Origin of the sequence: Rhodococcus sp. LW-XY12, assembly GCF_019317345.1 — a bacterium.
Lineage (GTDB): Bacteria > Actinomycetota > Actinomycetes > Mycobacteriales > Mycobacteriaceae > Rhodococcus > Rhodococcus pyridinivorans.
The window spans coordinates 121884-143413 of record NZ_CP079225.1 but is presented as its reverse complement, the minus strand read 5'-3'; the positions used below and the strand labels follow the sequence as shown (position 1 = coordinate 143413).

Sequence of the window (21530 nt, the reverse complement as noted above, 5' to 3'; positions counted from 1 at the left end):
CGCGATGTCGAGGTCGCGGGACCGGGTGGGGGTGCTCACCGATCGAAGGCGGCGTCGAGCTGCAGCTTGGTGCGCCCGGGATGGTTGGTGGCGACCCACTCGACGCCCAGCTCGCGGCACAGTTCGACGTCGGCGGGGTCGTCGACGGTCCAGCAGTAGGTGGCCCGGCCCGACAGCGCAGCCCGGTCGACGAGATCGCGGTGCTCGCGCAGCGTCGCGATCGAGGGACCGACAGCGGTCGCGCCGACGGTGGTCGCGGCACTGCCGCGCAGGTAGAGCGAGGTCTCCCCCAGCAACACGGTGGGCAGCAGCGGCGCGGCCCGGCGGATGCGCCAGACGGCCCCCGCCGCGAACGACATCACCACCACCCGGGAGAAATCGGCCGATGCCGGGGTCGCGAGACCGAAGCGGGCCAGTTCGGCGAGCAGTTTGCTCTCCACGAGACCGCCGTAGCGGACGGGATGCTTGGTCTCGACGAAGACCTTCACCGGGACACTCGTGAAGTCCATGACGAGTTCGAGCAGTTGCCGCAGCGTGAGCAGGTCGGCGGGCTCGCCGGGGCGTCCGTAGTCGTACTGCGCGAGCTCGTCGAGGGTCATCTCGCTGACGACACCGGTGCCGTTCGAGGTGCGGTCGATCGTGCGGTCGTGCACGCACACGAGGTGACCGTCGCGGGTGAGCCGCACGTCGCATTCGACGCCGTCGGCACCTTCCTTCAACGCGAGCTCGTAGGCGCCGATCGTGTGTTCCGGGAGGGCTGCGGACGCACCGCGATGCGCGACGACCCGGGGATGCGCGCTGCGAGTCACGGCGCCACCGCCTCAACGCGCTCCTCGTCGTCCGCTCGTTCTCCGGCCGACTCCGGAGCGTCGTCCCGTTCTTCGCGGGCCTGTTCCTGCTCGCGCACGGCGGCGGGGACGATGGGCGCGATCGGCGACGAGGCCGGACCTGTCGCGTGGGTGAAGCGGCGACGGCGCAGCGGCCGTCCCCACAGGTCGGCGTCGTCGAACAGGCGCAGGACGTGCAGGGTCGACAGCGCGACGACCGTCCCGAGCGCCGCGAGGACGGCGGTGAGCAGGACGCCGTCGGCGCGGGCCTGCAGGGTGTCGCGCTGACGCCACGCGAGCAGCGCCACCATGAGCACACCGTTGACCACCCACAGCACCCACCAGGTGCGGATCGCGCGGAGCAACCGCGGGTCGCGGTCGGCGATCTCGGTGAGGAAGACACCGGGCATCGCGAGGTTGAGGCCCGGAACGACCAGCCCCGCGAGGATGGACAGCGGCGACCGCGACTCGGCGAGACCACGCTCGGCGTAGATGCGCCGGCGCAGGTCGATCAACCGCAATCCGGATGCGACCGCCGCGGTCAGCGCCACGACCGGCCCGACCACCTGGGTCGCCCACACTGCGGCATCCGACAACGCGAGCACGAGCGGGTCGACGAGACGGGTGCGGTTGTACAGCAACACTCCGTACCGGACGGCCTCGGCGACCGCCGCGAGACCGAAGACGACGGCGGTACCGACGAGCAGCGTCGGCGCGAGGTCGGCGGCGGTCTCGGCGCGATCGGGTTCGACGTCCTCGTCCGGGAGCGGATCGAGCAGTCCCCAGCGGGGCATCTCACGATAGGACGGGGTCTCTGGAGCCGGACACCCGTGCGCAGGCGACGTCGGTTCGGTCGTCGGAGCACCACCCGCGGGTCGCGCGACCCAGCGGAAGTTACGGCGCGACGGAGGAACCGTCCCGTCGGGGGCGACGGGTGAGAGCAGCACACCGCGGCAGGCCGGGCACCACTGCCGCGGCTGATATGTCACCGGCCAGCGATTCTCACAGCGCACACAGATCTGATAGGCCGACATCAATAGATCTTTGCCGGTTCGTCGCGCTCGGAGACGAGCGGGAGTCCGTGCTTCTGCCACGCCACCATGCCGCCCGCGACCTGGAAGGTCTCGTACCCGATGCGGGCCAGGTACTCGACCGCTCCGAGGGAGCGGCCGCCCTGCCTGCAGATCACGTAGATCTCGGCGTCGGGGTCGAGTTCCTCGATGTGGGCGGGCACGTCGGCGAGCGGAATGTGCAGCGCGCCGGGGGCGTGTCCGAGTTCCCATTCGTCGTCCTCGCGGACGTCGAGGAGGACGACCTCGTCGCCGAGTTCGGGTACCAGGTCGACCGACACGGTGGGCACGTCGGAAAAGCTCACGTCTCAATAGTGGCACGCGGCGTGAACGGATGTGGGTGTGGTCGTACCGATACTGTTCCGCAGGTGGGGCAGGTGGGTCTTCCACAACACTCCCCATCAACCCCATCCGCTGGAGTTATCCACAGTTTCCACAGGTTCATCAACAGGCCTATCCACGCATGGGGAATCACGCTCGAGACATCTCACAGTGGACAAGCACCCGCCGATGGCCCGCGCCGGTTCCGTCGCTGAAATGATCGGGTCATGGAATTACGCATCTTCACCGAACCCCAGCAGGGCGCCACCTACGACGACCTCCTCGCCGTCGCACAGACCGCGGAACGACTCGGCTACGGCGCGTTCTTCCGCTCCGACCACTACCTGGCCATGAACGCCGAGGGCCTGCCCGGACCGACGGACGCATGGATCACGCTGGCCGGTCTCGCCCGCGACACGTCGACGATCCGCCTCGGCACGCTCGTCACCTCGGCGACCTTCCGGTACCCCGGCCCGCTCGCAATCTCCGTCGCGCAGGTCGACGCCATGAGCGGCGGACGCGTCGACTTCGGATTCGGAGCCGGCTGGTTCGAGGAGGAGCACCTCGCCTACGGCATCCCCTTCCCCACGCTGAAGGAGCGGTTCGACCGCTTCGAGGAGTCCCTCGCGGTCATCACCGGCCTGTGGGACACCCCCGAGGGCGAGACGTTCTCGTACGAGGGCGAGCACGTGCGGATCGAGAACTCCCCGGCGCTGCCGAAGCCGTACCAGCGTCCCCACCCACCGATCGTCATGGGCGGCGCAGGCAAGAAGCGCACGCCGGCACTGGCGGCGCGCTACGCCGACGAGTTCAACGTGCCGTTCAAGTCGCTGGACGAGACGAAGGTCCTGTTCGAGCGGGTGCGCTCGGCCTGCCGGGATGCCGGACGCGACCCCGAGGAACTGACCTACTCGAACGCACTCGTGCTGTGCTGCGGCCGGGACGAGGACGAGATCGCGCGTCGCGCGGCACGGATCGGCCGTGAGGTCGACGAACTGCGGGAGAACGGACTCGCGGGCACGCCGCAGGAGTTGATCGAAAAGATCCGCACCTTCGCCGAGGCCGGGACGCAGCGCATCTACCTGCAGGTCCTCGATCTCGCCGATCTCGAGCACCTCGAACTGGTGGCGAACGAGGTCATGCCCGCCGTCGCGGATCTCTGACGCGCAGGCGGTGCCTGCAGTCCTAGCCGGGTCAGTGGCTGCTGGTGGAGCCGAGGAACGCTTCGATGTCCCGGCTCCACTCGCGGCTGCGCCGCACCTCGAGACGCCAGTGCGCGAGGGCGAACAGCCCGGCCGCGGCGGCGGCGGAGAACGTCCACAACCACACCCCGGACAGCACGGCGGTGAACTTCGCGGCGGAGGTGGTCAGCGGGGGCTGCGTGTATTCGCCGGTGCTCCCCTCGACCCAGACCTGCACCTCGCTGCCCGCGGTCGCGAGACTGTCCACCTGGACGAGCGCGTGACGCGTCTCGTCGCCCCAACCCCAGGTCGCCGGGGCCGAGGAGATCTTCACGGTCTCGCCCCATCCGGAGGAGTCGCTCAGGGCATCGGCGTCGAGGACGGCCGTGACGCTGACACGTTCGGCATTCTGCTTCTCGGAGAGTTCGAGCTGGGAGCTCCACATGGTGGCGGACACCCACACCGCGACGGGGATCAGGATCGCCATCACGGCGATCATGAGGGTGAAGCAGCGCGCCTCGAGCTTGTCGGTGCGACGCACGAGCGGATCCCGCCTGCGCAGACTTCGCCGTGTACGCCGCAGATACCCCGCTCTGGTCGTCATGTCGGCAAGCCGTCCCTTTCCCCCTCTGGAATGATCCCTTCTTCCAGAATGCGTCCGCCTTCGGGGAAGTTCAAGGAACGCCAACGCATCTCACACTCGCACTGCGAGCGGAGATGTGGTGCGCGACACCGTCGAACCCTGAGGCCCGACGCTCTCTCAGGCGCCGAGGCCCACCGGGCAACTCACGCCGGTGGCGTGGACGGGGCAGTAGCCGTTGGGATTCTTCGCGAGGTACTGCTGGTGGTAGTCCTCCGCGTAGTAGAACTGCGTGAGCGGGGCGATCTCCGTGGTGATCTGCCCGTATCCGGCGTCGGCCAGTCGCTTGCCGAACGCTTCGGCCGTGGCCTCGGCGACCTCGATCTGCGTCTCGTCGTGGGTGTAGATCGCCGAGCGGTACTGGGTGCCGTGGTCGTTGCCCTGCCGCATGCCCTGGGTGGGGTCGTGGTTCTCCCAGAACTGCCGCAGGATGTGTTCGTAGCCGATCACCTTCGGGTCGAAGACGACGAGCACCACCTCGGTGTGCCCGGTCCGGCCGGAACACACCTCCTCGTAGGTGGGGTTGGGGGTGTAGCCGCCGGAATAGCCGACCGCGGTCGAGTAGACGCCGTCGAGCTGCCAGAACTCCTTCTCGGCGCCCCAGAAGCAACCCATGCCGACGACTGCGGCCTGCAGGCCCTCGGGGAAGGGGGGAACGATGCGGTTGCCGTTGACGTAGTGGGTCTCGGGGACGGGCAGCGGTTCGGCGCGACCGGGGAGCGCGTCCTCGCGCGTCACCATCTGCGACTTCGAACCTGCACGGGCGAGGATCTCGTCGAACCAGGACATGACCCGATGCTACGCGCGGGTCGGAGCGACAGTCCGTTCGTCGGAAGCGACCTGCTTCGGCGCGAGCCAGCGGCTCTTGATCCAGTGCGCAGCCGGAACCTCGACGCTGCGGTACAGCACCTCGGCGACGAGACCGCAGCCGATCAGCAGCAGCACGATCGCCGCGGTCGTGCCGACGATGCCCACGGTGTTCTCGTAGATCCGGTACATCACGAGGGTGTGGGTCAGGTAGATGCAGTAGCTGCGGGTCGCGACCCAGGAGACGACGGTCGAGCGCGCGAGGCGCCCGTCGTACCGCGCGACCAGCACGATCGCCGCGAAGACCACCGTCACCGTCCACAGATAGCGGCTGCCCGACCAGTAGACGTTGATGTCCGTGGCCATCACGATCACCGCGATCTGCGCGAACATCGCCGCCAGCAGGGCGCGCAGCGAGATCAGGCCGGCCCAGCCGAAGTACACGATCTGCCCCAGGAACAAGGTCGGCAGCGTCGACGCGATCTTCGACAGGAACGGCACCGTGTACGGCTCGGGCACGTACAGGTTGTAGAGGAGCACCAGCATGCACAGCACGGCGCCGAGCATCGGCACCGCCACCGGCGCCGTCCGCAGCAGCGACCGTCCCGCCACGCACCACAGGTAGAACGAGATCTGTGCGGCGAGCGTCCACACCACGCCGAGCACGATCACCTGTGGTTTCAGGAAGAACGCAGCCAGGAAGAAGGACAGGAACGCCTCGGAGACCGACACCGTGGTGTGGCCGCTGAAGGTGCCGTTGATGCCGAGCCACACGAGCACGACCGCGGCGAGGATCGCCACCCAGAAGGCCGGCAGGAGCCGCGCGGCCCGGGCGATGAGGAACTTCCGGCGGTCCTGCCGGATCGCGGACCGGGTGACGAGCATGCCCGTGAGCATCATGAACGCCGTCACCCCGACGGACGACAGGTGCTGGTTGAGGCCGGCGCCCTTGACGAGTACCTCGTAGGTGAGGTCGATGCCCCACCAGCCCGTCCCGAGGTCGTCGATCAGGTAGAAGGCGATGTGGGAGTAGAGCACGGCCGCGACCGCGACGAACCGGACGACATCGACGCCCGGCAGATCCACACGCGGTGCATCGGCCCCGCGTGTCGGTTCGTTCAGGAAGGGCCGAAACACGCGCCAATGTTAAGGTCCCGTTCACGCAGCCGTTGCCGATGGTCCCGATATCCGACTGTTTGCGCTGGTGAGAGCTATTTTCCGGACGCGTGGGCCGTTCCGGGTGCTCTCCGACACAGTCGCGGTCCGATCGTGTCCGCATTACGGGGAATGTTGCGGACGGTGTAGTTATGGACTTGGGTGGAAACCCGAGAAGGTACGGAATAACTGCACGGGCCGGACGGCCCGGTGAAGAAGGGACCCTTCGTGGCTGAATACACACTTCCGGACTTGCCCTACGACTACGCAGCGCTCGAGCCGCACATCTCGGCGAAGATCATGGAGCTGCACCATTCGAAGCACCACGCCACCTACGTCGCCGGTGCGAACACCGCTCTCGAGAAGCTGGCCGAGGCCCGCGAGAACGGCACCATGGCGGCCCAGGCGACCAAGCTCGAGAAGGACCTCGCCTTCCACCTGGGTGGTCACACCAACCACTCCGTCTTCTGGAACAACCTCTCCCCCGAGGGTGGCGACAAGCCCGAGGGTGAGCTCGCTGCTGCGATCGACGACGCCTTCGGTTCGTTCGACAAGTTCCGCGATCACTTCTCCGCGAACGCGAACTCCATCCAGGGCTCCGGCTGGTCGATCCTCGCGTGGGATTCGATCGGACAGCGTCTGATCATCGTCCAGCTGTACGACCAGCAGGGCAACATCCCGATCGGCCTGACCCCGCTGCTCATGCTCGACATGTGGGAGCACGCCTTCTACCTGCAGTACCAGAACGTCAAGGCCGACTACGTCAAGGCTTTCTGGAACATCGTCAACTGGGCGGACGTGCAGGCTCGCTTCGAGCGCGCTCGCACCGCCACCTCGGGCCTGATCGTCTAGTACGGATCGGTCATACAGGTCGCGAGACCGACAGCGAGGGCGCCGGGACACCGGCGCCCTCCGTCGTCTCCGGGCCTGGTCTTTCCTATCCGCTACAGGAATCGCTATCCGCCGCAGCAATTGCCGAGGCGGATAGCAAAAGGTGCAGCGGCAGTGCTGGCACTCGGCACCTCTTGTGTGCCAACGAAGAAAACGGGCATTCTCCCCTTACCGACCGAGAGGGAGGAGTGGGATGAACGCCGAGGAACACAGCCGCATCGAGCTGTCCGCATTCCAGTCCGCCGGGTCGCTTCGAGGTTTCGTCGTCTCGGGCAGACGGCCCGCGACCACCCGCGAATGGGCCCAGGTGCTGGCGATGACGGTGCGGATCGCGTCGCTGCCGGGACTGCTGCCCACCTCGACGGTGTTCGGGGTCAAAGAAGAACTGCCCGACGACCCCGAGCCCGGAACCGTGGGCCTCGTGGTCGCCGAAGGTCCGGTGCTCGGCGAGCGTGCCGTGCAGCCCGGACGGTTCGCCGAGCATCAGCCGCCGGCACTGATCATGCTGCATCCGCCGTCGGAGACGACGCCGTCACTGCCGGAGAACGCCGGCGCCGCCTCGGGCTGCGTGCTGCTCCCCGGGATCCCACATCTCGGACTCGAGCATCGCGCCGCGTGGGTCGAGGCCGAACCGGACGGCACGGTGACGGCACTGGTCAGCAAGGTGGGAGTGGATCCGGGCAACGACCCCGACACCGCGATTCTGGCCATGCTGCTCGCTTCGTGAGGGCGCCCTGAAAACGAGAGTTCGGTTCTCCGAAAGTTAGCATTGCCTTTACAGAATTCGGTTCGCCGGGCTAACGTTGTCGTCGGCGAAGGGGAGTAGCCCCCAATCGCAGGGTCGACATACTGGCGGCGCCCGACAACGGCACTGCCCGGCCCCGCGGACCGGATCATCCTCCGGTGGGCGAGACCTTCGGCCGCTGGTCGCACCGTGCGTCCGGCGTCCGGAGGAAGCCCCGTTTCCTCCATACGAAAGGAGGAAACGCATATGTGGTCCGCGCTCGTCCTGTCCTTCGCAGTCGTCTTCGTCGCCGAACTCGGCGACAAATCCCAGCTCATGGCGATGACCTTCGCCCTGCGGTATCGCTGGTGGGTCGTCCTGTCGGGGATCCTGTTCGCGACCACCGCGGTGCACCTCGTGTCAGTGGCTGTCGGGCACTATCTGGGTGTCGCGATCCCCGCGACCGCCATCTCCATCGCCGGCGGCATCGCCTTCCTGATCTCCGGCGCGTGGACGCTGCGCGGCGACTCCCTCGACGACGACGAGCAATCCAAGGCCGGACGCGTCGCGCGCTCTGCCTTCCTCGCCGTGACCTCGGCGTTCTTCCTCGCCGAACTCGGCGACAAGACGATGCTCGCGACCATCACGCTCGCGACCGACAACAACTGGGCCGGGGTGTGGATCGGGTCCACCGTCGGCATGGTCGCCGCCGACGCGCTGGCCATCGTCATCGGTGCCGTGTTCGGCCGGCATCTTCCCGACAACGCCATTCGCTACGGTGCTTCCGCCCTGTTCTTCGGCTTCGGCGCGTGGATGCTCGGCGACGGCCTGTTCCCGGCGACCGGCGTCGTCGGACCGATCGCCGGCGCGGTGGCCCTGCTGCTGTCCGTCGCCGCGATGGTGGTCGTCCGCCGGCGCGCCCGCCGTGTCACGGAGGACGAGGCCCCGGCGCTCATGCGTCCCTGATCACCGTTCCGAACAGTGTCTTTCCACTCTGCACAGGAGTATGCTTGCCGATAGGCAAATAAATTCGGAGGTGGTTCCATGTCTGAACTCACGGACAGCACCCCTCGATCCGAAACTCCTCCGTTCGACGCGGAAGACGTCCATCGTCTGCGTATCGCGATCGGACGGATCTCCCGCCGCATGGGCATGTTCGCCTCGGAGGAAGGGCTGACGCGTTCGCAGTCGACCCTCCTCACGACCGTCGCCCGCCACGAGACGATCGGAGTCCGCGACCTCGCGGAGATCGAAGGGCTCAACCCCACCATGTGTTCGCGCATGGTGGGCAAACTCGAAGACGCCGGGTTGCTCACCCGGTCCCCCGACACCGACGACAAGCGTGTCGTCCGCGTCCACATCACTCCCGCCGGTGCCGCACTCTCGGCGGAACTGCGCGACCGCCGCACCGCCCTGTTCACCCGTCACCTCACCGAACTGAGCGACCGGCACCTCGAAGCTCTGCACGACGCACTGCCCGCCCTCGAGGCACTCTCGCAGCGCGTCGCCGATTCACCGCGCCCCTCCGCCGAGAGGGGTCGCCCGTGACAATGCTCGCCGACATCAGAGGACAGACCTTCGCCGCCCTGCGCGGCCCCAACTTCCGCCTCTACATCAGCGGCCAGGCCGTCTCGCTCATCGGCACGTGGATGCAGACGGTCGCGCAGTCGTGGCTCGTCCTGCAGCTCACCGGCTCCGCGACCGCCATCGGCATCGTGCTCGCACTGCAGACCGTGCCGATGCTGCTGCTCGGCCCCTACGGCGGCGTGGTCGCCGACCGCTCCGACAAACGCCGGCTCATGATCGGGTTGCAGACCCTCATGGGTGTGCAGGCCCTGATCCTGGGGCTGCTCGTCGTCACCGACACGATCGCCCTGTGGCACGTCTACGTCCTGGCGGTCGCGCTCGGCCTCAACCAGTGCTTCGAGAACCCCACCCGACAGTCGTTCATGCTCGAACTGGTCGGTCCGGAGGATCTGCGGAACGCCGTGAGCCTGCAGTCGGTCCTCGCCTCGTGCTCCCGCATGATCGGCCCGGCCGTCGCCGGCCTGGTCATCGCCGCGGGCGGACTCGGCGTGTGCTTCCTGCTCAACGCCGCGAGCTTCGTTGCCGTCGTCACCTCCTTGCTGCGACTCGACGTCTCCCGGCTCCAGCGCTCCCCCGCCGCCGCCCGCGCGAAGGGACAGCTGCGTGAGGGTTTCGCCTACGTCCGCAGCACGCCCGACCTGGCCGTCCCGCTGTCGATGATGGCGCTCGTCGGATGTCTGGCCTTCGAGTTCCAGGTGGTTCTGCCGGTCTTGGCCGACCACACCTTCGCTGCCGGTGCCGGGGCCTACGGCTTCCTCACCGCCGCGATGGGCGCCGGATCGGTGGTGGGGGGCCTCGCCGTCGCCACCTGGGGTCGCACCGGAACCCGGCCGCTGATCCTCACCTCCCTCGCGTTCGGCATCGCCATGGCGGTCGCCGCCGCGGCCCCGAACCTGACCACGCTCATCGTGCTCATGGTGATCGTGGGCGCACTGAGCGTGACGTTCACGTCCACCACCAACAGTTCGCTGCAACTCGCCTCCGCGCCGACGATGCGCGGACGGGTGATGGCCCTGTGGTCGGTCGCCTTCCTCGGCTCCACGGCCATCGGCGGTCCCATCGCCGGATGGGTCTGCGAGCAGTGGGGTGGCCGGGCCGGATTGCTGCTCGGTGCCGTCGCGTGTCTCGTCGCCGCGGCGATGGGAGTCGTCGCACTGCGCCGCCGGACCGCGACCCCCGCGGAACCCGCGGCCGTGACCGGTTAGGGTTCGTGACGAACGACACTCACACGCCGTAGGGCTCTGTGAGAGAACCCGACGGAGTCGGACTCGGTGCCAACGAGCCCGAACCCGTCGGGTTCACGCAGCCCTCGGCTCGGGACAGGAGATACGAACAGTGGAGATTCAGGGATCCGCCGCACTGGTGACCGGCGCCGCATCCGGTCTCGGCGCCGCAACCGCACGCCGTCTCGCCGACGCCGGAGCCACCGTCTTCGGCCTCGACCTGCAGCAGTCCATCGACCGCGTCGGCGATGCCGCACCCGCGGGTGTCACGCTCCTCGCCACCGACGTGACCAGCGGCGACGAGGTGCAGGCCGCCGTCGACCGCATCGTCGAGTCGGGTGTTCCGCTGCGCATCGTCGTCAACTGCGCCGGTGTCGGCTGGGCCGGCCGCATCCTGTCGAAGAACGGCCCGCACGACCTCGAGCTGTTCCGCACGGTCATCACCGTCAACCTGCTCGGCACCTTCAACGTCATGCGCCTCGCGGCCGACGCGATCTCCAAGACCGAGACGGTCGACGAGTCGGGTCAGCGCGGCGTCGTCATCAACACCGCCTCGGTGGCGGCGTTCGAGGGCCAGATCGGTCAGATCGCGTACTCCGCGTCGAAGGGTGGCGTGCACGGCATGACCGTTCCCGCCGCACGCGACCTCGCGCAGTTCGGCATCCGCGTCAACACCATCGCCCCCGGCATCGTCGACACCCCGATGCTCGCCGGTGTCACCGAGGAGTACCGCAAGGGCCTCGAGGCCGGTGTGCCGTTCCCGTCGCGGCTCGCCCAGCCCGCCGAGTACGCGCAGCTCGCGCAGATGATCGTCGAGCACGACTACCTCAACGGTGAGACCATCCGCATGGACGGCGCGCTGCGCATGGCGCCGCGGTAACCCTTCCTCCGGTAACCCCGCCTCTTCCGTGCGCGTTTCCGGCAGTTCCGGCTGCCGGGAACGCGCACATGCGTTAGACCGGACCCATGCGGATCGTTCTCGCCGTGGTGCTCGTCGTCGCGCTCGTCGGCGTCGCCGGGTGGGCGCTGCAACGACGCCTGATCTACCTGCCCGACAGCTCCACTCCCCCGTCCGCCGCGACCGTCCTGCCCGGTGCGGAGGACGTCGTGCTCACCACCTCCGACGGTCTCGCGCTCGACGCCTGGTTCGTGCCCGGTCGCGCTCCCGACGGCCCCGGAGCCGGCTTCACGGTTCTCCTCGCTCCCGGTAACGGCGGCAACCGACTCGGCCGCGTCGACACCGCCGCCGACCTCGCCGCGGCGGGTTTCTCGACGCTCCTGTTCGACTACCGCGGGTACGGCGGCAATCCCGGCGCCCCCACCGAGGAGGGTCTCGCCGCCGACGCCCGCGCGGCCCTCGAGCATCTCCGTTCACGCGGCGACGTCGACCCCGCCCGGGTGCTGTACTTCGGGGAGAGCCTCGGCTGCGCCGTGGTCACCGCGCTCGCCGTCGACGAACCTCCCGCCGGGATGCTGCTGCGCTCGCCGTTCACCGATCTCGCCGCCGTGGCCCGGCACCACTATCCCTTCGTGCCCGCCGCACTGTTGAAGGACGAGTTCCCCGTCGCCGAACTCGTCGGCCACATCGACGTGCCGATCACGGTCGTCTACGGCACCGCCGACAGCATCGTCCCGCCGGCCCAGAGCTCGGCAGTCGCCGATGCCGCCCGATGGCTGCACGAGCGGGTCGAGCTCGACGGTCTCGAACACAACGATCCGCCGATGTTCGGCGCGCCCGTGGTGGACGCACTGATCCGGCTCAGAGCAGGCCTGTGAGCCTGGCGGAGCCGTCGACGAGGAATCTCACCAGATCGGGATCGGGTTGCACCTTCGCGGCCGACCCGTGCAGGTACAGGCCGCCGACGACGAAGGACGACGAGTCGCGGATCGGGACGGCCAGCGCCGCCCTGCCCAGCCGGGTCTCCTGGCACTCCTTCGCGTAACCGGACGAGATGATGTCGCGCAGCTCCCGCGCCAGCGACTCGCGCTCGCACATCGTGAACTCGGTGAGCCGGCGAAACTCGGCGTCCGGTGCCGCCCCCGGGGCATGTGTGCCGGCATCAGCTTGCCGCCGAACCACGCGCGTGTCACGACCTGCGCTACAGGTCCTCGATGAACGGGATGTCGAGCACCGCGCGATCACTCATCCACTCGCGCAGGACCTTCGTGGCGATCACGTCGTCCTCGTTGTACTCGAGCAACCGCACACGCTGCGCCGGATCGGGCTCGCCCGCCATGCCCACGGCCTCGCGGTACCAGCTCATCGACGCCTCACCCCCGGCCTCGGCGTCACGCCAGTGATGCCCCGCGATCGGTGCGATCTTCTTCAGCCCCTTGCCGTTCGGACACACGAACTGGTCGGTGACGGCCTGGAAGATGTCGACCCACTCGTTCGAACCGATGAACGCCTTGACCTCCGCGAGCTCCGGCACACCCGGGAAGCCGTGGAACCGCCGCGCCGACGACAGCAACCACTTGTCCTCCGCCGACCGCGAATAGCAGTAGGCCGCAAAAGTCTTCCCACGACGTTCGGCCGCGCGCCGCTGGTCCGACAGCCAGCGCCAGAACTCGGCGAACGAGCGTGCCTCGTCGTCGGTCGGCACGGGCTCCCACGTCGCGAACGGGATGTACTCGGAGGACGATCTCGAATTGAGCAGCGTGCCCCACAGATAGGCGCCGTGCTCGTGGTAGCTCTCCATGTCGATGTCGACCTCGACGTCGGCGCGGTGGACGTGCACGTGCCGGTAGCGACGCACGAGCGGCGCACCGGCGATCCACGCCCGCGCCGTGACGATCGCGTCCTCGAACGAACCCTGCGGCCACGCTTCCGGTTCCCCGCCCTCCCACCGGGCGAGGCCGTCGATGGTGTGCACCTCGAGTTCGCGCAGCACGGCGGCACGTTGCCCCGGCGCGACGAGCGACACATCCCGGGTGACGGTGAGTTGGGCGCGGCAGCGGTCCCACCACGGGCAGGTCTTGCACTCACCGATCTGCGACGGCGCCGTCGGAGTGAGACCCCGCGCGATCTCGAGTCGGTCCGCCAGGCGGGCGTCGTAGTCGTCGAGGATCTGGTCGAGATCGTGCACGAGGATGCAGTCGCCGCCGTAGCCGATCGCGCCGGCGACCTTCGCGGGGCTCGCGAGTCCGTGACGTTCGAGCATCCGGTACAGGTGCGCGAGGCGCATCTGGTCGCGCACCTGACTGCGCACCTTGCGGGTCTCGTCGACAGCGGGTGCCCACGCGAACAGATCGGTGGTGAGCGCGCCGTGTCCGGGATCGGTGACCTTGTGGTTGACGACGATCACCGGGATGTAGCCGCCGTGTTCGGCGTCGCGCAGCAGGATCTCCGAGCGGCCGCGGCGTCCGGTGTCGGGTTCGCTCGGCAGCACCGCACCCCAGATGCGGTCGGCGCCCGCGCGGCACGCGTCGAGTGTGCGCTCGGCGCGCTGCGACATCGGTCCTTCGGGGGCGACGGGCACCCACCCGTCCGGGTCGGCGTCGAACAGCGTCTGGCGGATCGCCTCGCGATGCGCAGCCGCCGCCTCCTGGCGTTGCCGCGCACCCGGATTCTCGGGTGCATCTGCGAGTTCGTCGGGGAAGGTGGCGTCGAGATAGACCCGGTGGCGGCACCTCGTCAGCGCAGCGGCCTCGAGGGAGACGGCTGTGCGCTGTGACACTCCGCGTCGGGGCCGCGGTAGTTCTCCGGTTGCGTCCACGACATTCCAGGGTATTCCCTGCACAGGCGACGGCTCGCAGCAGCACCGTCACGTTAGGCTGACGCGGGGCGCCGGAGCGTCGTGTCGTACCGAATGGAGGGTGCTGTTCGATGGGGTTGTTCACACGGAAGCGTCGCGCGACTCGCAGGGCGGAAGCGAAGGCGCTGAGGACCAAGGCGAAGATCGAGGCCAGACTGGTCGCGAAGAATCGGCTCGAGAACGACCGGCGGGCAGCGAAGGCCAAGGCGAAGATCGACAAGAAACTCGCGAAGTCGCAGGTCAAGCTCGACCAGGAACTCGCGAGGTCGCAAGCCAAGGTCGAGAAGGAACAGATCGCGACCCTCAAGGCACAGAAGAAGGCCGCCGAGAACCAGGGGCTCACTGCGGCGAAGGTGCGCCGTTATCTCGGCGTCGCGCGTCTGCTCGCGCCGGTGCTCGTCCCGATCGTCTACCAGGCCGTGACGGCGCTGCGCGGTCAGCTCGACTCGCGTCGCGCGCAGCAGCTCGGGGTGCCGATCGAGGAACTGGGTTCGTTCACCGGTCACGGTGCCCGGCTCAGTGCCCGCATCGCGGGTGCGGAGCAGTCGCTCGCGAAGGTCGAGCAGCGCAACCCCAAGGACGCGGAGACGCAGAAGTTCGCCACCGCGACCCGCGAACGCCTCACCGATCTGACCGCCGCCGTGCAGACGGCCGAGCAGATGCCGGCCGCGCGCCGGAAGTCGGCACACACGGCGATCTCGTCGGAACTCGACGGCATCGAAGCGGATCTGCTCGCGCGCCTCGGCGTGCGCTGACACGGCCTGCACATCAGGAACGAGCACGACCGACAGTGACCAGGTATCCGACCGTTCTCGGCACCACCGCGGGCATCGCCACCGCGGTGCTGGCGGTGGCCGCCCACGGCGCCGCCGGCGGTGGTGTGCCGACGGGACCGGTCGCGGTACTGCTGGTCGCGGTCGCGGCGATCGTCGGGATCCTCGGCGCGCACCAGCCGTCGCTGTCCCCGCTCGTGCTCCTCGCCGGTGGGCAGGCGGCCACGCACGTCGCGCTCACCGTGCTGGTGCCCGGTCACGAACACCTGTCGGTGTCCATGCTGGGCGCCCACATGCTCGCCGTCGCCGTGTGCGCGGTGCTGCTCACCGCCGCGGCCCACGTGTACGCGGCGTGCGGCACCGCGCTGCGGGTCGTGCTGCTGCGCGGCCCCCGGGTCGCCGCGCCCGCCGTGCTCGCCCCGACCTCGTCGACCGACCGGCTCGTGTGGGGACGTGCACCCCCGGCCATCTCGCGGAGAGGACCACCGCTCGCCACGGCTGCGCTGTGACGATCGATCCTCCAACCACGAGAAAGACCCATACATGTTCGAGTTCTCCCGTCGCGCCCTCGTGGGCGCGACAGCAACCGCTGCGCTGATGGTCGCGGGCGCCGGCATCGCTTCGGCCCACGTCACCGTCGTCGCACCCGGAGCCGAGCAGGGCGGTTACACCGTCCTGACCTTCCGGGTCCCCACCGAGTCCGAGACCGCCGGCACGACCGCCCTCACCGTCGAGCTTCCGGGGCTGCGCTCGGCGCGCACCGAGCCGCTGCCCGGCTGGACGGCGACCGTCGAGAAGGATCCCGAGTCGCAGCTCGCGACCTCCGTGACGTGGACCGCCGAACCGGACGTGCAGGTCGGGCCGGGACAGTTCCAGCAGTTCGTCCTGTCCGTCGGGCCGCTGCCCGAGGAGGACGAGATCGCCTTCCCCGCGATCCAGACCTACAGCGACGGCGAGGTCGTGGCGTGGGACGAGATCACGACCGGCGACGAGGAACCCGAACGTCCTGCCCCCAGCCTGACCCTCGCGGCGAGCAGCGGCGACGGGCACGGCGGCAGTGGTGACGCCCACGCCACCGAGACCGAGCAGACCGCCGGCGCGTCGGAGGACACCACCGACAGCACCGCGCGGTGGCTCGGCGGTATCGGCCTGGTGCTCGGTGCGCTCGGCGCCGCACTCGGCCTCGGCGCCGTGATCCGGGGGCGGCGAGCATGAAGCGCATCCTCGTTCTCCTCACCGCGTTGATCGCGGCGCTGACCCTGTCCGTCGGTTCCGCAGCCGCCCACTCGGTGGTGCTGTCGAGCTCGCCCGAGGACGGCGAGCAGATCGCCGAGGCACCCGATCGGGTGACCGTGACGTTCAACGAGAACCTGCAGGAGCAGTTCGCGGCTCTGACCGTCGTCGGGCCGGACGGCAACCTGTGGTCGAAGAGCGACCCGATCATCGAGGGTGCGAACGCATCCGTCGAACTAGACGGTCTCGGCCCCGTGGGCGAGTACACGATCGCCTACCGGGTGACCTCCGCCGACGGACATCCCATCAGCGGAACCCGCACCTTCACGCTCACCCAGGAGGGAACCGGCACGCCCGGTGAAGCGGCGTCCGGTGACACCGCGACCGGCGAGACCGGCGCGGAGTCGGGTGAGAGCGACAGCAGCGGACCTGCCGTGTGGTGGTTCGTCGTCGCAGGTGTCGTCGTGGTCGCCGCAGGTCTCGCCTTCGCGCTGCGCAAGCCGAAGGCCTGACCCGCATGATCCCGGAACGCCGGCAGTGGCTCGTCGTGGCCGCTGCCGGCGTTGCCTTCGGAACCGTCGCGGGCATCGCCGTGGCCGGTTCCCTCGCCCTGCCCGCCCCCTCGAGTTCGGTGCGGGCGATCGGGCTGTGTGTCGGCTCGACCGTGCTCGGACTCGCGGTCCTGGCCGTGATGGTGCAGCGGCAACGCCGTCCCGCGGTTTCCTCCGACACGCTGTGGCGGACGATCGCCACGCTCGGCGGTGTCTGGCTCGTGCTCGCGAGCATCGACCTCGCCTGGGCCGCGTCCACCGCGGCCGATGTTCCCGCCGCGGACCTGGACGTGGGGCGGTTCGGGCAGTTCGTCGGCACCACCACGGGACGCGTGGATGCGGCGGCATGGGTGTGCATCGCCGCGATCGTCGTCGTCGCCGCTGTGGCGTACCGCCGGTCGGCGGCGTGGTCCACCCTGCCGGTGCTCGTCGCCGCGGCGCTCGCGTTGATCGCCCGGCCAGTCACCGGCCACATGGCGCAGCAACCGCTGGGGTCGCTGTTCAACGCCGTGCATGTGCTCGCGGCCGCGGTGTGGTTCGGGGTGCTCGTGGCGCTGGCCGTCACCGTGCGGGGCCGCGGAGCGTGGGCGGAACTGCTGCCGCGCTACTCGCAGCTGGCCCTGCGGTGCGTGGTGGCGTTGGTGATCACGGGCGTGGTCGACACGGCGGTACGGCTCGGCTCGGTCTCCGCACTGCTGGGCACCGGCTACGGACGCGTCGTGCTCGCGAAGGCAATCGTGCTGTGCGCCCTGCTGGGGCTCGCGTGGAACTGGCGGCGCAACTGGCTCCCCGCTGCCGCGTCCCACCGTCTCCCGGAGGAGGAGTCGCTGCGCAACGCCGTCCTCGAGGTGTGCGCGATGTCGGTGGCGCTCGGGCTCGCGGCCGGATTGGCGACCACCGGCTGAGCCGTCACAACGTGGCCGCTCGTTCCAGGTCCTGCACGAACGAGCGGAACATGTCGTCGCGCTGCGATTTCGCCCGCAACACCGCCGACGGGTGCACGGTGACGACCACCGCCGGATCGCACGACCCGCACAGCTCCTCGGGCAGGTGCAGGACCTCCCCGCGGTGCTGTGTGAGCTTGAAGTCCTTACCGAGCAGCGACTGCGCGGCCGTGGCTCCGAGGCACACCACCACGTCGGGGCGGACGGCGTCGAGTTCGGCCTCGAGCCACGGCCGGCACGCCGCGACCTGCCCACCCGACGGTTTCTTGTGGATGCGTCTGCGGCCGTTGGCGGACCGGTCGAAGCGGAAATGCTTGACGGCGTTGGTCACGTACACCGTCCCGCGATCGATGCCCGCGCGTTCGAGGGCCTTGTCGAACAGGTGCCCCGCGGGCCCGACGAACGGTTCTCCCGCGAGGTCCTCCTCGTTGCCCGGTTGTTCGCCGACGAAGAGCATGCGTGCGTCGCGCACCCCTGCCCCGAAGACCGTCCGCTCGGCGGCCTTGTAGAGATCGCATCCCCGGCATCCCGCGGACGCGGCGGCGAGTTCGGCGAGGTCGCGGCTGTCGGGTACGTACTCCTGTGCGCCGGGATAGGTCACCATGGCTGTCGCATACCCGGCTTCACCGCGGTTGCACCAGTCGCTCGATCCAGGCGCGGCTGTCGGCGGGGTCGATGACGTCGTCGAGTTCGAAGCTCGTCGCCGCCTGCAGGGCCTTGCCCTGCTGGTAGGCGAGGGCGACGAGCCGGCCGAACAACTCCTCGCGCTCGCGGGGTGTCTCCGCGGCGTCGAGTTCCTTGCGGAATCCGAGACGCACGGCCCCTTCGAGTCCCATTCCGCCGATCTCCCCCGTCGGCCACGCGACGGTGAATTCGGGTGCGTGGAAAGATCCGCCGGCCATCGCCATCGCGCCGAGGCCGTAGCCCTTGCGGAGGATGATCATGCCGAACGGGACCGTCAGGCGTGCGCCGGCGACGAAGAAGCGCCCGAAGCGGCGCACGGTGGCGTCCTTCTCCGATTCCGGACCGACCATGAATCCCGGTGTGTCGCACAGACTCACCACGGGCAGCCGGTGCGATTCGCACAGTTCCAGGAAGTCCGCGGCCTTGTCGGCGGCCTCGGCATCGATCGCCCCACCGAGGTGGGCGCTGCTGTTGGCGAGCACGCCGTAGGAGGCGCCTTCGACGCGCATCAGGGCGGTGACGATGCCGACGCCGTAGTCCGGGCGCAGTTCGAGCACCGATCCGAGGTCGGCGATCGCGTCGATCGTCGACCGCACGTCGTAGGCGCGGAAACGGTTCTCCGGCACCACATGTCGCGCGAGACGCGGGTCTGGTGCCTGCCGGTCCTCGTGCGGCGCGGTGAAGTACGCGAGATATCGCCGGGCGACGTCCACGGCGTGCGCCTCGTCGCGCGCCGCGACGTGCACGACGCCGTTGCGGCGTTGCACGTCGATCGGCCCGATGTCCTCGGGGCGGTGCACGCCGAGTCCTCCGCCCTCGATCATCGCGGGGCCGCCCATGCCGATGTTGGCGTCGGGGGTCGCGATGAGCACGTCGCACACCCCGGCGAGCGCGGCGTTGCCCGCGAAGCAGCGGCCGGAGACGACCGCGACGGTGGGCACGCGTCCGCGCAGCGACGCCATCGAGCGGAAGGTGGGCAGGTCGAGGCCCGCACCGGAACCGGCGTCGACGTCCCCGGGTCGACCGCCACCACCCTCGGCGAACAGCACGAGTGGCACCCGCCGCCGGGCGGCGAGTTCGAGCAGCCGATCGGTCTTGCGGTGGTTGTTGCGGCCCTGGGTACCTGCGAGGACGGTGTAGTCGTAGGACATCACGACCACCTCGGCCCCGCCGATCCGTGCGGTGCCGCCGACAAGTCCGTCCGCCGGGGTGCTCGCGATCAGGTCCTCCTCGCTGCGGCGGCCGCGCTGGGCGGCGAGGACGAGCGGTCCGTATTCGACGAAGCTACCGTCATCGACGAGGTCGGCGATGTTCTCGCGCGCCGTGCGCCGGCCCCGCCCGTGCCGCTTCGCCACGATCTCGGGCCGCGCCGCATCGGTGGTGACCTCGTGCCTGCGGCGGATCTCGTCGAGGTCGGCACGGTCGGCGTCGAGGTCGGCCGCGGCGATGTCGTCCGTCGCGGTGTCCGTGTCGAGCACGCGGACCACCGCGAGCACGGTGCCCGGCTCGACGGTGCGTCCCGGCTCGACGAGCACACGTTCGACCACGGCACTGCCCGGTGCCCGGATCTCGTGCTGCATCTTCATCGCATCGAGCACGGCGAGCGGCGCACCGGCCGGAACGGTGTCGCCCGCGCGAGCGATCTCCACGACCGTGCCGACCATCTCGGCGTGCACCGCCTGTTCGTCGGCGCGCAGATCCGTGTACTCCACCGGTGCGGTCGGGGCGGTGTCGACGAAATCCGCGAGCCGCTCCCCCAGCCACGTGGTGCGGACATTGCCGGACCGGAACTCCTTGTCGTCCAGTATCTTCTGCAGGAGGTCGCGGTTGGTGCCGACACCGTCGACGATGAACTCGCCGAGTGCCGTCGACGCCTTGCGCAGCACGGCCGCGCGATCGCCGGAACGCACGTACGCGACGACCTTGGCGAGCAGCGAGTCGTAACGTCCGGTCACCTCGAGGCCGGGCCGGCCGTGGGTGTCGACGCGGATGCCCGGTCCGGTGGGTGGCGTGAACGCGGTGAGCGTCCCGGCTGTGGGCAGGGCGATCCCGTCGGGGCGCGGCGTCTCGGCGTTGACGCGCACCTGCACCGCGATGCCCTGCGCCGCCGCAGGACGTCCGCCGATCTTCTTGCCGTCGAAAGTGATTCCTTTCGGGAGACCGAGTTCGTCGAATCCCGTCCCGCGAGCGATCGCGAGCTGGGTCGCCACGAGGTCGACGCCGGTCACCTCCTCGGTGACGGTGTGCTCCACCTGGATCCGGGGGTTGACCTCGAGGAACACGAAACCGTCGTCGTGGACGAGGAATTCGACGGTGGACAGCCCGTGGCACCCGACCTGCCCGATCAGCCGGACCGCCGCGCCGTGCAGCGCCTCCCGCAGGGCGTCGGGCAGGTCGGGCGCGGGTGCGATCTCCACGAGCTTCTGGTGCCGGCGCTGCACGCTGCAGTCGCGATCGCCCAACGCCACCGCGCGGGTACCCGACCCCGACTCGGCGGCCACGACCTGCACCTCGACGTGGCGGGCACGCTCGACGAGCGCCTCGGCGTACAGCCGGTCGTCGTCGAAGGCGGCGTGTGCTTCGGCGGCGGCGAGCCGGAGCGCCTCGTCGAGATCGGCGGCATCGCGGACCACGCGCATGCCGCGACCGCCACCACCCGACAGTGCCTTGACGACGATCCCGCCCGGACGGTCGCGCAGGAAGGCCCGCACGGACTCCGGATCCGTCGTCTCGACGGCAGCGGTCACCGGGATGCCGAGTTCCTCCGCCACCGAGCGGGCGGCCCGCTTGTCGCCGAGGACGCGCAGTGCTTCCGGGGACGGCCCGACGAAGGTGAGTCCGGCGTCCGCACAGGCCTGCGCGAAGGCGGCGTTCTCGCTGAGGAATCCGTAACCGGGATGCACGAGCGTGCATCCGGTCGCTCGGGCGACCCCGATGATCGCCCCGGGGTCGAGATAGGCCGAGGGACCGGACTCCGGTAGGGCCTCGGCTCGCGTGGCGGCGCGGACGTGCGGAGCGTCGGCGTCGTCCGCGGCGTGGACGGCGACGGTGTCGAGTCCGAGGTCCCCGGCCGTGCGGACGACACGCAACGCGATCTCACCCCGGTTGGCTACGAGCAACATCGACGATCCTTCCCTCGGCAGCGGTTGTATCAACTCCTACTC

23 protein-coding genes are annotated in these 21530 nt (G+C 69.5%); 13 read left to right on the top strand and 10 right to left on the bottom strand.

Features of this window, described 5'->3' with window-relative positions; all coding sequences use genetic code 11:
• Positions 1–35: 35 nt before the first annotated feature.
• Genes KXC42_RS00665 through KXC42_RS00655 form a run of 3 tightly spaced genes read right to left on the bottom strand, consistent with a single transcriptional unit; the run spans position 36 to position 2187 of the window.
• Complete coding sequence (locus KXC42_RS00665; protein WP_219129787.1) at positions 36–809, bottom strand: glycerophosphodiester phosphodiesterase; 774 nt, start codon at positions 807–809, stop codon at positions 36–38.
• On the bottom strand, positions 806–1861 hold the full coding sequence (locus KXC42_RS00660; RefSeq protein ID WP_219129786.1) for a DUF4328 domain-containing protein: 1056 nt from the start codon (positions 1859–1861) through the stop codon (positions 806–808). Before KXC42_RS00660 ends, KXC42_RS00665 begins: the two co-directional genes overlap by 4 nt.
• Entirely contained in the window at positions 1861–2187 is a 327-nt protein-coding gene (locus KXC42_RS00655; protein WP_006553400.1) for a rhodanese-like domain-containing protein, read from the bottom strand. The genes KXC42_RS00660 and KXC42_RS00655 overlap by 1 nt, the downstream gene beginning before the upstream one ends.
• A 258-nt stretch (positions 2188–2445) precedes the next feature.
• Between KXC42_RS00655 and KXC42_RS00650 the strand changes: the two genes are divergently transcribed.
• Positions 2446–3381 carry an LLM class F420-dependent oxidoreductase gene (locus KXC42_RS00650; protein WP_006553399.1) on the top strand — a complete coding sequence of 312 codons (936 nt, stop codon included), beginning with the start codon at positions 2446–2448 and terminating at the stop codon, positions 3379–3381.
• 31 nt (positions 3382–3412) lie between these two features.
• Here the strand turns inward: KXC42_RS00650 and KXC42_RS00645 are convergent, their stop codons facing one another.
• From KXC42_RS00645 to KXC42_RS00635, 3 genes are all read right to left on the bottom strand, one after another.
• Positions 3413–4003, bottom strand: a complete 591-nt coding sequence (locus KXC42_RS00645) for a hypothetical protein (RefSeq protein ID WP_242411670.1) — start codon at positions 4001–4003, stop codon at positions 3413–3415.
• A 156-nt stretch (positions 4004–4159) separates the two neighbouring features.
• Positions 4160–4828, bottom strand: coding sequence for a peptide-methionine (S)-S-oxide reductase MsrA (msrA, locus tag KXC42_RS00640; protein WP_219129785.1), 669 nt, complete (start codon positions 4826–4828; stop codon positions 4160–4162).
• 9 nt (positions 4829–4837) lie between these two features.
• Positions 4838–5932 (bottom strand): acyltransferase, encoded by a 1095-nt coding sequence (locus KXC42_RS00635; RefSeq protein ID WP_033097862.1) that lies wholly within the window; start codon positions 5930–5932, stop codon positions 4838–4840.
• A 297-nt stretch (positions 5933–6229) separates the two neighbouring features.
• On the opposite strand from KXC42_RS00635, the gene KXC42_RS00630 reads away from it, so the two are divergent.
• From KXC42_RS00630 to KXC42_RS00600, 7 genes are all read left to right on the top strand, one after another.
• Entirely contained in the window at positions 6230–6853 is a 624-nt protein-coding gene (locus KXC42_RS00630) for a superoxide dismutase (RefSeq protein WP_006553395.1), read from the top strand.
• A 232-nt stretch (positions 6854–7085) separates the two neighbouring features.
• On the top strand, positions 7086–7619 hold the full coding sequence (locus tag KXC42_RS00625) for a peptidase (RefSeq protein ID WP_219129784.1): 534 nt from the start codon (positions 7086–7088) through the stop codon (positions 7617–7619).
• A 264-nt stretch (positions 7620–7883) separates the two neighbouring features.
• Positions 7884–8582 carry a TMEM165/GDT1 family protein gene (locus KXC42_RS00620; RefSeq protein ID WP_219129783.1) on the top strand — a complete coding sequence of 233 codons (699 nt, stop codon included), beginning with the start codon at positions 7884–7886 and terminating at the stop codon, positions 8580–8582.
• Positions 8583–8660: 78 nt separating this feature from the next.
• On the top strand, positions 8661–9164 hold the full coding sequence (locus KXC42_RS00615; protein WP_219129782.1) for a MarR family winged helix-turn-helix transcriptional regulator: 504 nt from the start codon (positions 8661–8663) through the stop codon (positions 9162–9164).
• Positions 9161–10408: an MFS transporter gene (locus tag KXC42_RS00610; RefSeq protein ID WP_219129781.1), complete on the top strand. Its 1248-nt coding sequence runs from the start codon at positions 9161–9163 to the stop codon at positions 10406–10408. Before KXC42_RS00615 ends, KXC42_RS00610 begins: the two co-directional genes overlap by 4 nt.
• Positions 10409–10538: 130 nt before the next feature.
• Complete coding sequence (locus tag KXC42_RS00605; protein WP_006553390.1) at positions 10539–11306, top strand: SDR family NAD(P)-dependent oxidoreductase; 768 nt, start codon at positions 10539–10541, stop codon at positions 11304–11306.
• A gap of 86 nt (positions 11307–11392) precedes the next feature.
• Positions 11393–12202 (top strand): alpha/beta hydrolase, encoded by an 810-nt coding sequence (locus tag KXC42_RS00600; protein WP_219129780.1) that lies wholly within the window; start codon positions 11393–11395, stop codon positions 12200–12202.
• Here the strand turns inward: KXC42_RS00600 and KXC42_RS00595 are convergent.
• Positions 12186–12506 carry an IclR family transcriptional regulator C-terminal domain-containing protein gene (locus KXC42_RS00595; protein ID WP_255028737.1) on the bottom strand — a complete coding sequence of 107 codons (321 nt, stop codon included), beginning with the start codon at positions 12504–12506 and terminating at the stop codon, positions 12186–12188. The two genes, KXC42_RS00600 and KXC42_RS00595, sit on opposite strands and share 17 nt — an antisense overlap.
• A 19-nt stretch (positions 12507–12525) precedes the next feature.
• Complete coding sequence (locus KXC42_RS00590; RefSeq protein WP_219130411.1) at positions 12526–14103, bottom strand: TM0106 family RecB-like putative nuclease; 1578 nt, start codon at positions 14101–14103, stop codon at positions 12526–12528.
• A gap of 149 nt (positions 14104–14252) precedes the next feature.
• Here KXC42_RS00590 and KXC42_RS00585 point away from each other — a divergent pair, with 149 nt between their 5' ends.
• The 5 genes from KXC42_RS00585 to KXC42_RS00565 are packed head-to-tail and all read left to right on the top strand — an operon-like array spanning position 14253 to position 17643.
• Positions 14253–14936: a DUF6474 family protein gene (locus tag KXC42_RS00585; RefSeq protein WP_219129779.1), complete on the top strand. Its 684-nt coding sequence runs from the start codon at positions 14253–14255 to the stop codon at positions 14934–14936.
• Between the two features lie 35 nt (positions 14937–14971).
• Positions 14972–15463: a hypothetical protein gene (locus tag KXC42_RS00580; RefSeq protein WP_024102630.1), complete on the top strand. Its 492-nt coding sequence runs from the start codon at positions 14972–14974 to the stop codon at positions 15461–15463.
• Positions 15464–15497: 34 nt separating this feature from the next.
• The gene (locus tag KXC42_RS00575) at positions 15498–16169 is read left to right on the top strand and encodes a YcnI family protein (protein WP_006553374.1); all 672 of its coding nucleotides are present in this window, start codon (positions 15498–15500) and stop codon (positions 16167–16169) included.
• The gene (locus KXC42_RS00570; protein ID WP_064256882.1) at positions 16166–16699 is read left to right on the top strand and encodes a copper resistance CopC family protein; all 534 of its coding nucleotides are present in this window, start codon (positions 16166–16168) and stop codon (positions 16697–16699) included. Before KXC42_RS00575 ends, KXC42_RS00570 begins: the two co-directional genes overlap by 4 nt.
• A gap of 5 nt (positions 16700–16704) precedes the next feature.
• A complete protein-coding gene (locus tag KXC42_RS00565) occupies positions 16705–17643 on the top strand; it encodes a copper resistance D family protein (RefSeq protein ID WP_219129778.1) in 939 nt (312 codons plus the stop codon).
• A 4-nt stretch (positions 17644–17647) separates the two neighbouring features.
• On the opposite strand, the gene KXC42_RS00560 is transcribed toward KXC42_RS00565, so the two are convergent.
• Together KXC42_RS00560 and KXC42_RS00555 are read right to left on the bottom strand one after the other, a co-directional pair.
• Positions 17648–18286 (bottom strand): UdgX family uracil-DNA binding protein, encoded by a 639-nt coding sequence (locus KXC42_RS00560; RefSeq protein ID WP_006553371.1) that lies wholly within the window; start codon positions 18284–18286, stop codon positions 17648–17650.
• Between the two features lie 19 nt (positions 18287–18305).
• Positions 18306–21488: a carboxyl transferase domain-containing protein gene (locus KXC42_RS00555; protein ID WP_219129777.1), complete on the bottom strand. Its 3183-nt coding sequence runs from the start codon at positions 21486–21488 to the stop codon at positions 18306–18308.
• Between the last annotated feature and the right edge of the window lie 42 nt (positions 21489–21530).

Coding starts and splice junctions, on each gene's coding strand:
- KXC42_RS00660 (WP_219129786.1), bottom strand. CDS start 1,861: ATGTCGGCCTATCAGATCTGTGTGCGCTGTGAGAATCGCTGGCCGGTG.
- KXC42_RS00650 (WP_006553399.1), top strand. CDS start 2,446: ATGGAATTACGCATCTTCACCGAACCCCAGCAGGGCGCCACCTACGAC.
- KXC42_RS00645 (WP_242411670.1), bottom strand. CDS start 4,003: ATGACGACCAGAGCGGGGTATCTGCGGCGTACACGGCGAAGTCTGCGC.
- msrA (WP_219129785.1), bottom strand. CDS start 4,828: ATGTCCTGGTTCGACGAGATCCTCGCCCGTGCAGGTTCGAAGTCGCAG.
- KXC42_RS00625 (WP_219129784.1), top strand. CDS start 7,086: ATGAACGCCGAGGAACACAGCCGCATCGAGCTGTCCGCATTCCAGTCC.
- KXC42_RS00620 (WP_219129783.1), top strand. CDS start 7,884: ATGTGGTCCGCGCTCGTCCTGTCCTTCGCAGTCGTCTTCGTCGCCGAA.
- KXC42_RS00615 (WP_219129782.1), top strand. CDS start 8,661: ATGTCTGAACTCACGGACAGCACCCCTCGATCCGAAACTCCTCCGTTC.
- KXC42_RS00600 (WP_219129780.1), top strand. CDS start 11,393: ATGCGGATCGTTCTCGCCGTGGTGCTCGTCGTCGCGCTCGTCGGCGTC.
- KXC42_RS00585 (WP_219129779.1), top strand. CDS start 14,253: ATGGGGTTGTTCACACGGAAGCGTCGCGCGACTCGCAGGGCGGAAGCG.
- KXC42_RS00575 (WP_006553374.1), top strand. CDS start 15,498: ATGTTCGAGTTCTCCCGTCGCGCCCTCGTGGGCGCGACAGCAACCGCT.
- KXC42_RS00570 (WP_064256882.1), top strand. CDS start 16,166: ATGAAGCGCATCCTCGTTCTCCTCACCGCGTTGATCGCGGCGCTGACC.
- KXC42_RS00565 (WP_219129778.1), top strand. CDS start 16,705: ATGATCCCGGAACGCCGGCAGTGGCTCGTCGTGGCCGCTGCCGGCGTT.
- KXC42_RS00560 (WP_006553371.1), bottom strand. CDS start 18,286: ATGGTGACCTATCCCGGCGCACAGGAGTACGTACCCGACAGCCGCGAC.
- KXC42_RS00555 (WP_219129777.1), bottom strand. CDS start 21,488: ATGTTGCTCGTAGCCAACCGGGGTGAGATCGCGTTGCGTGTCGTCCGC.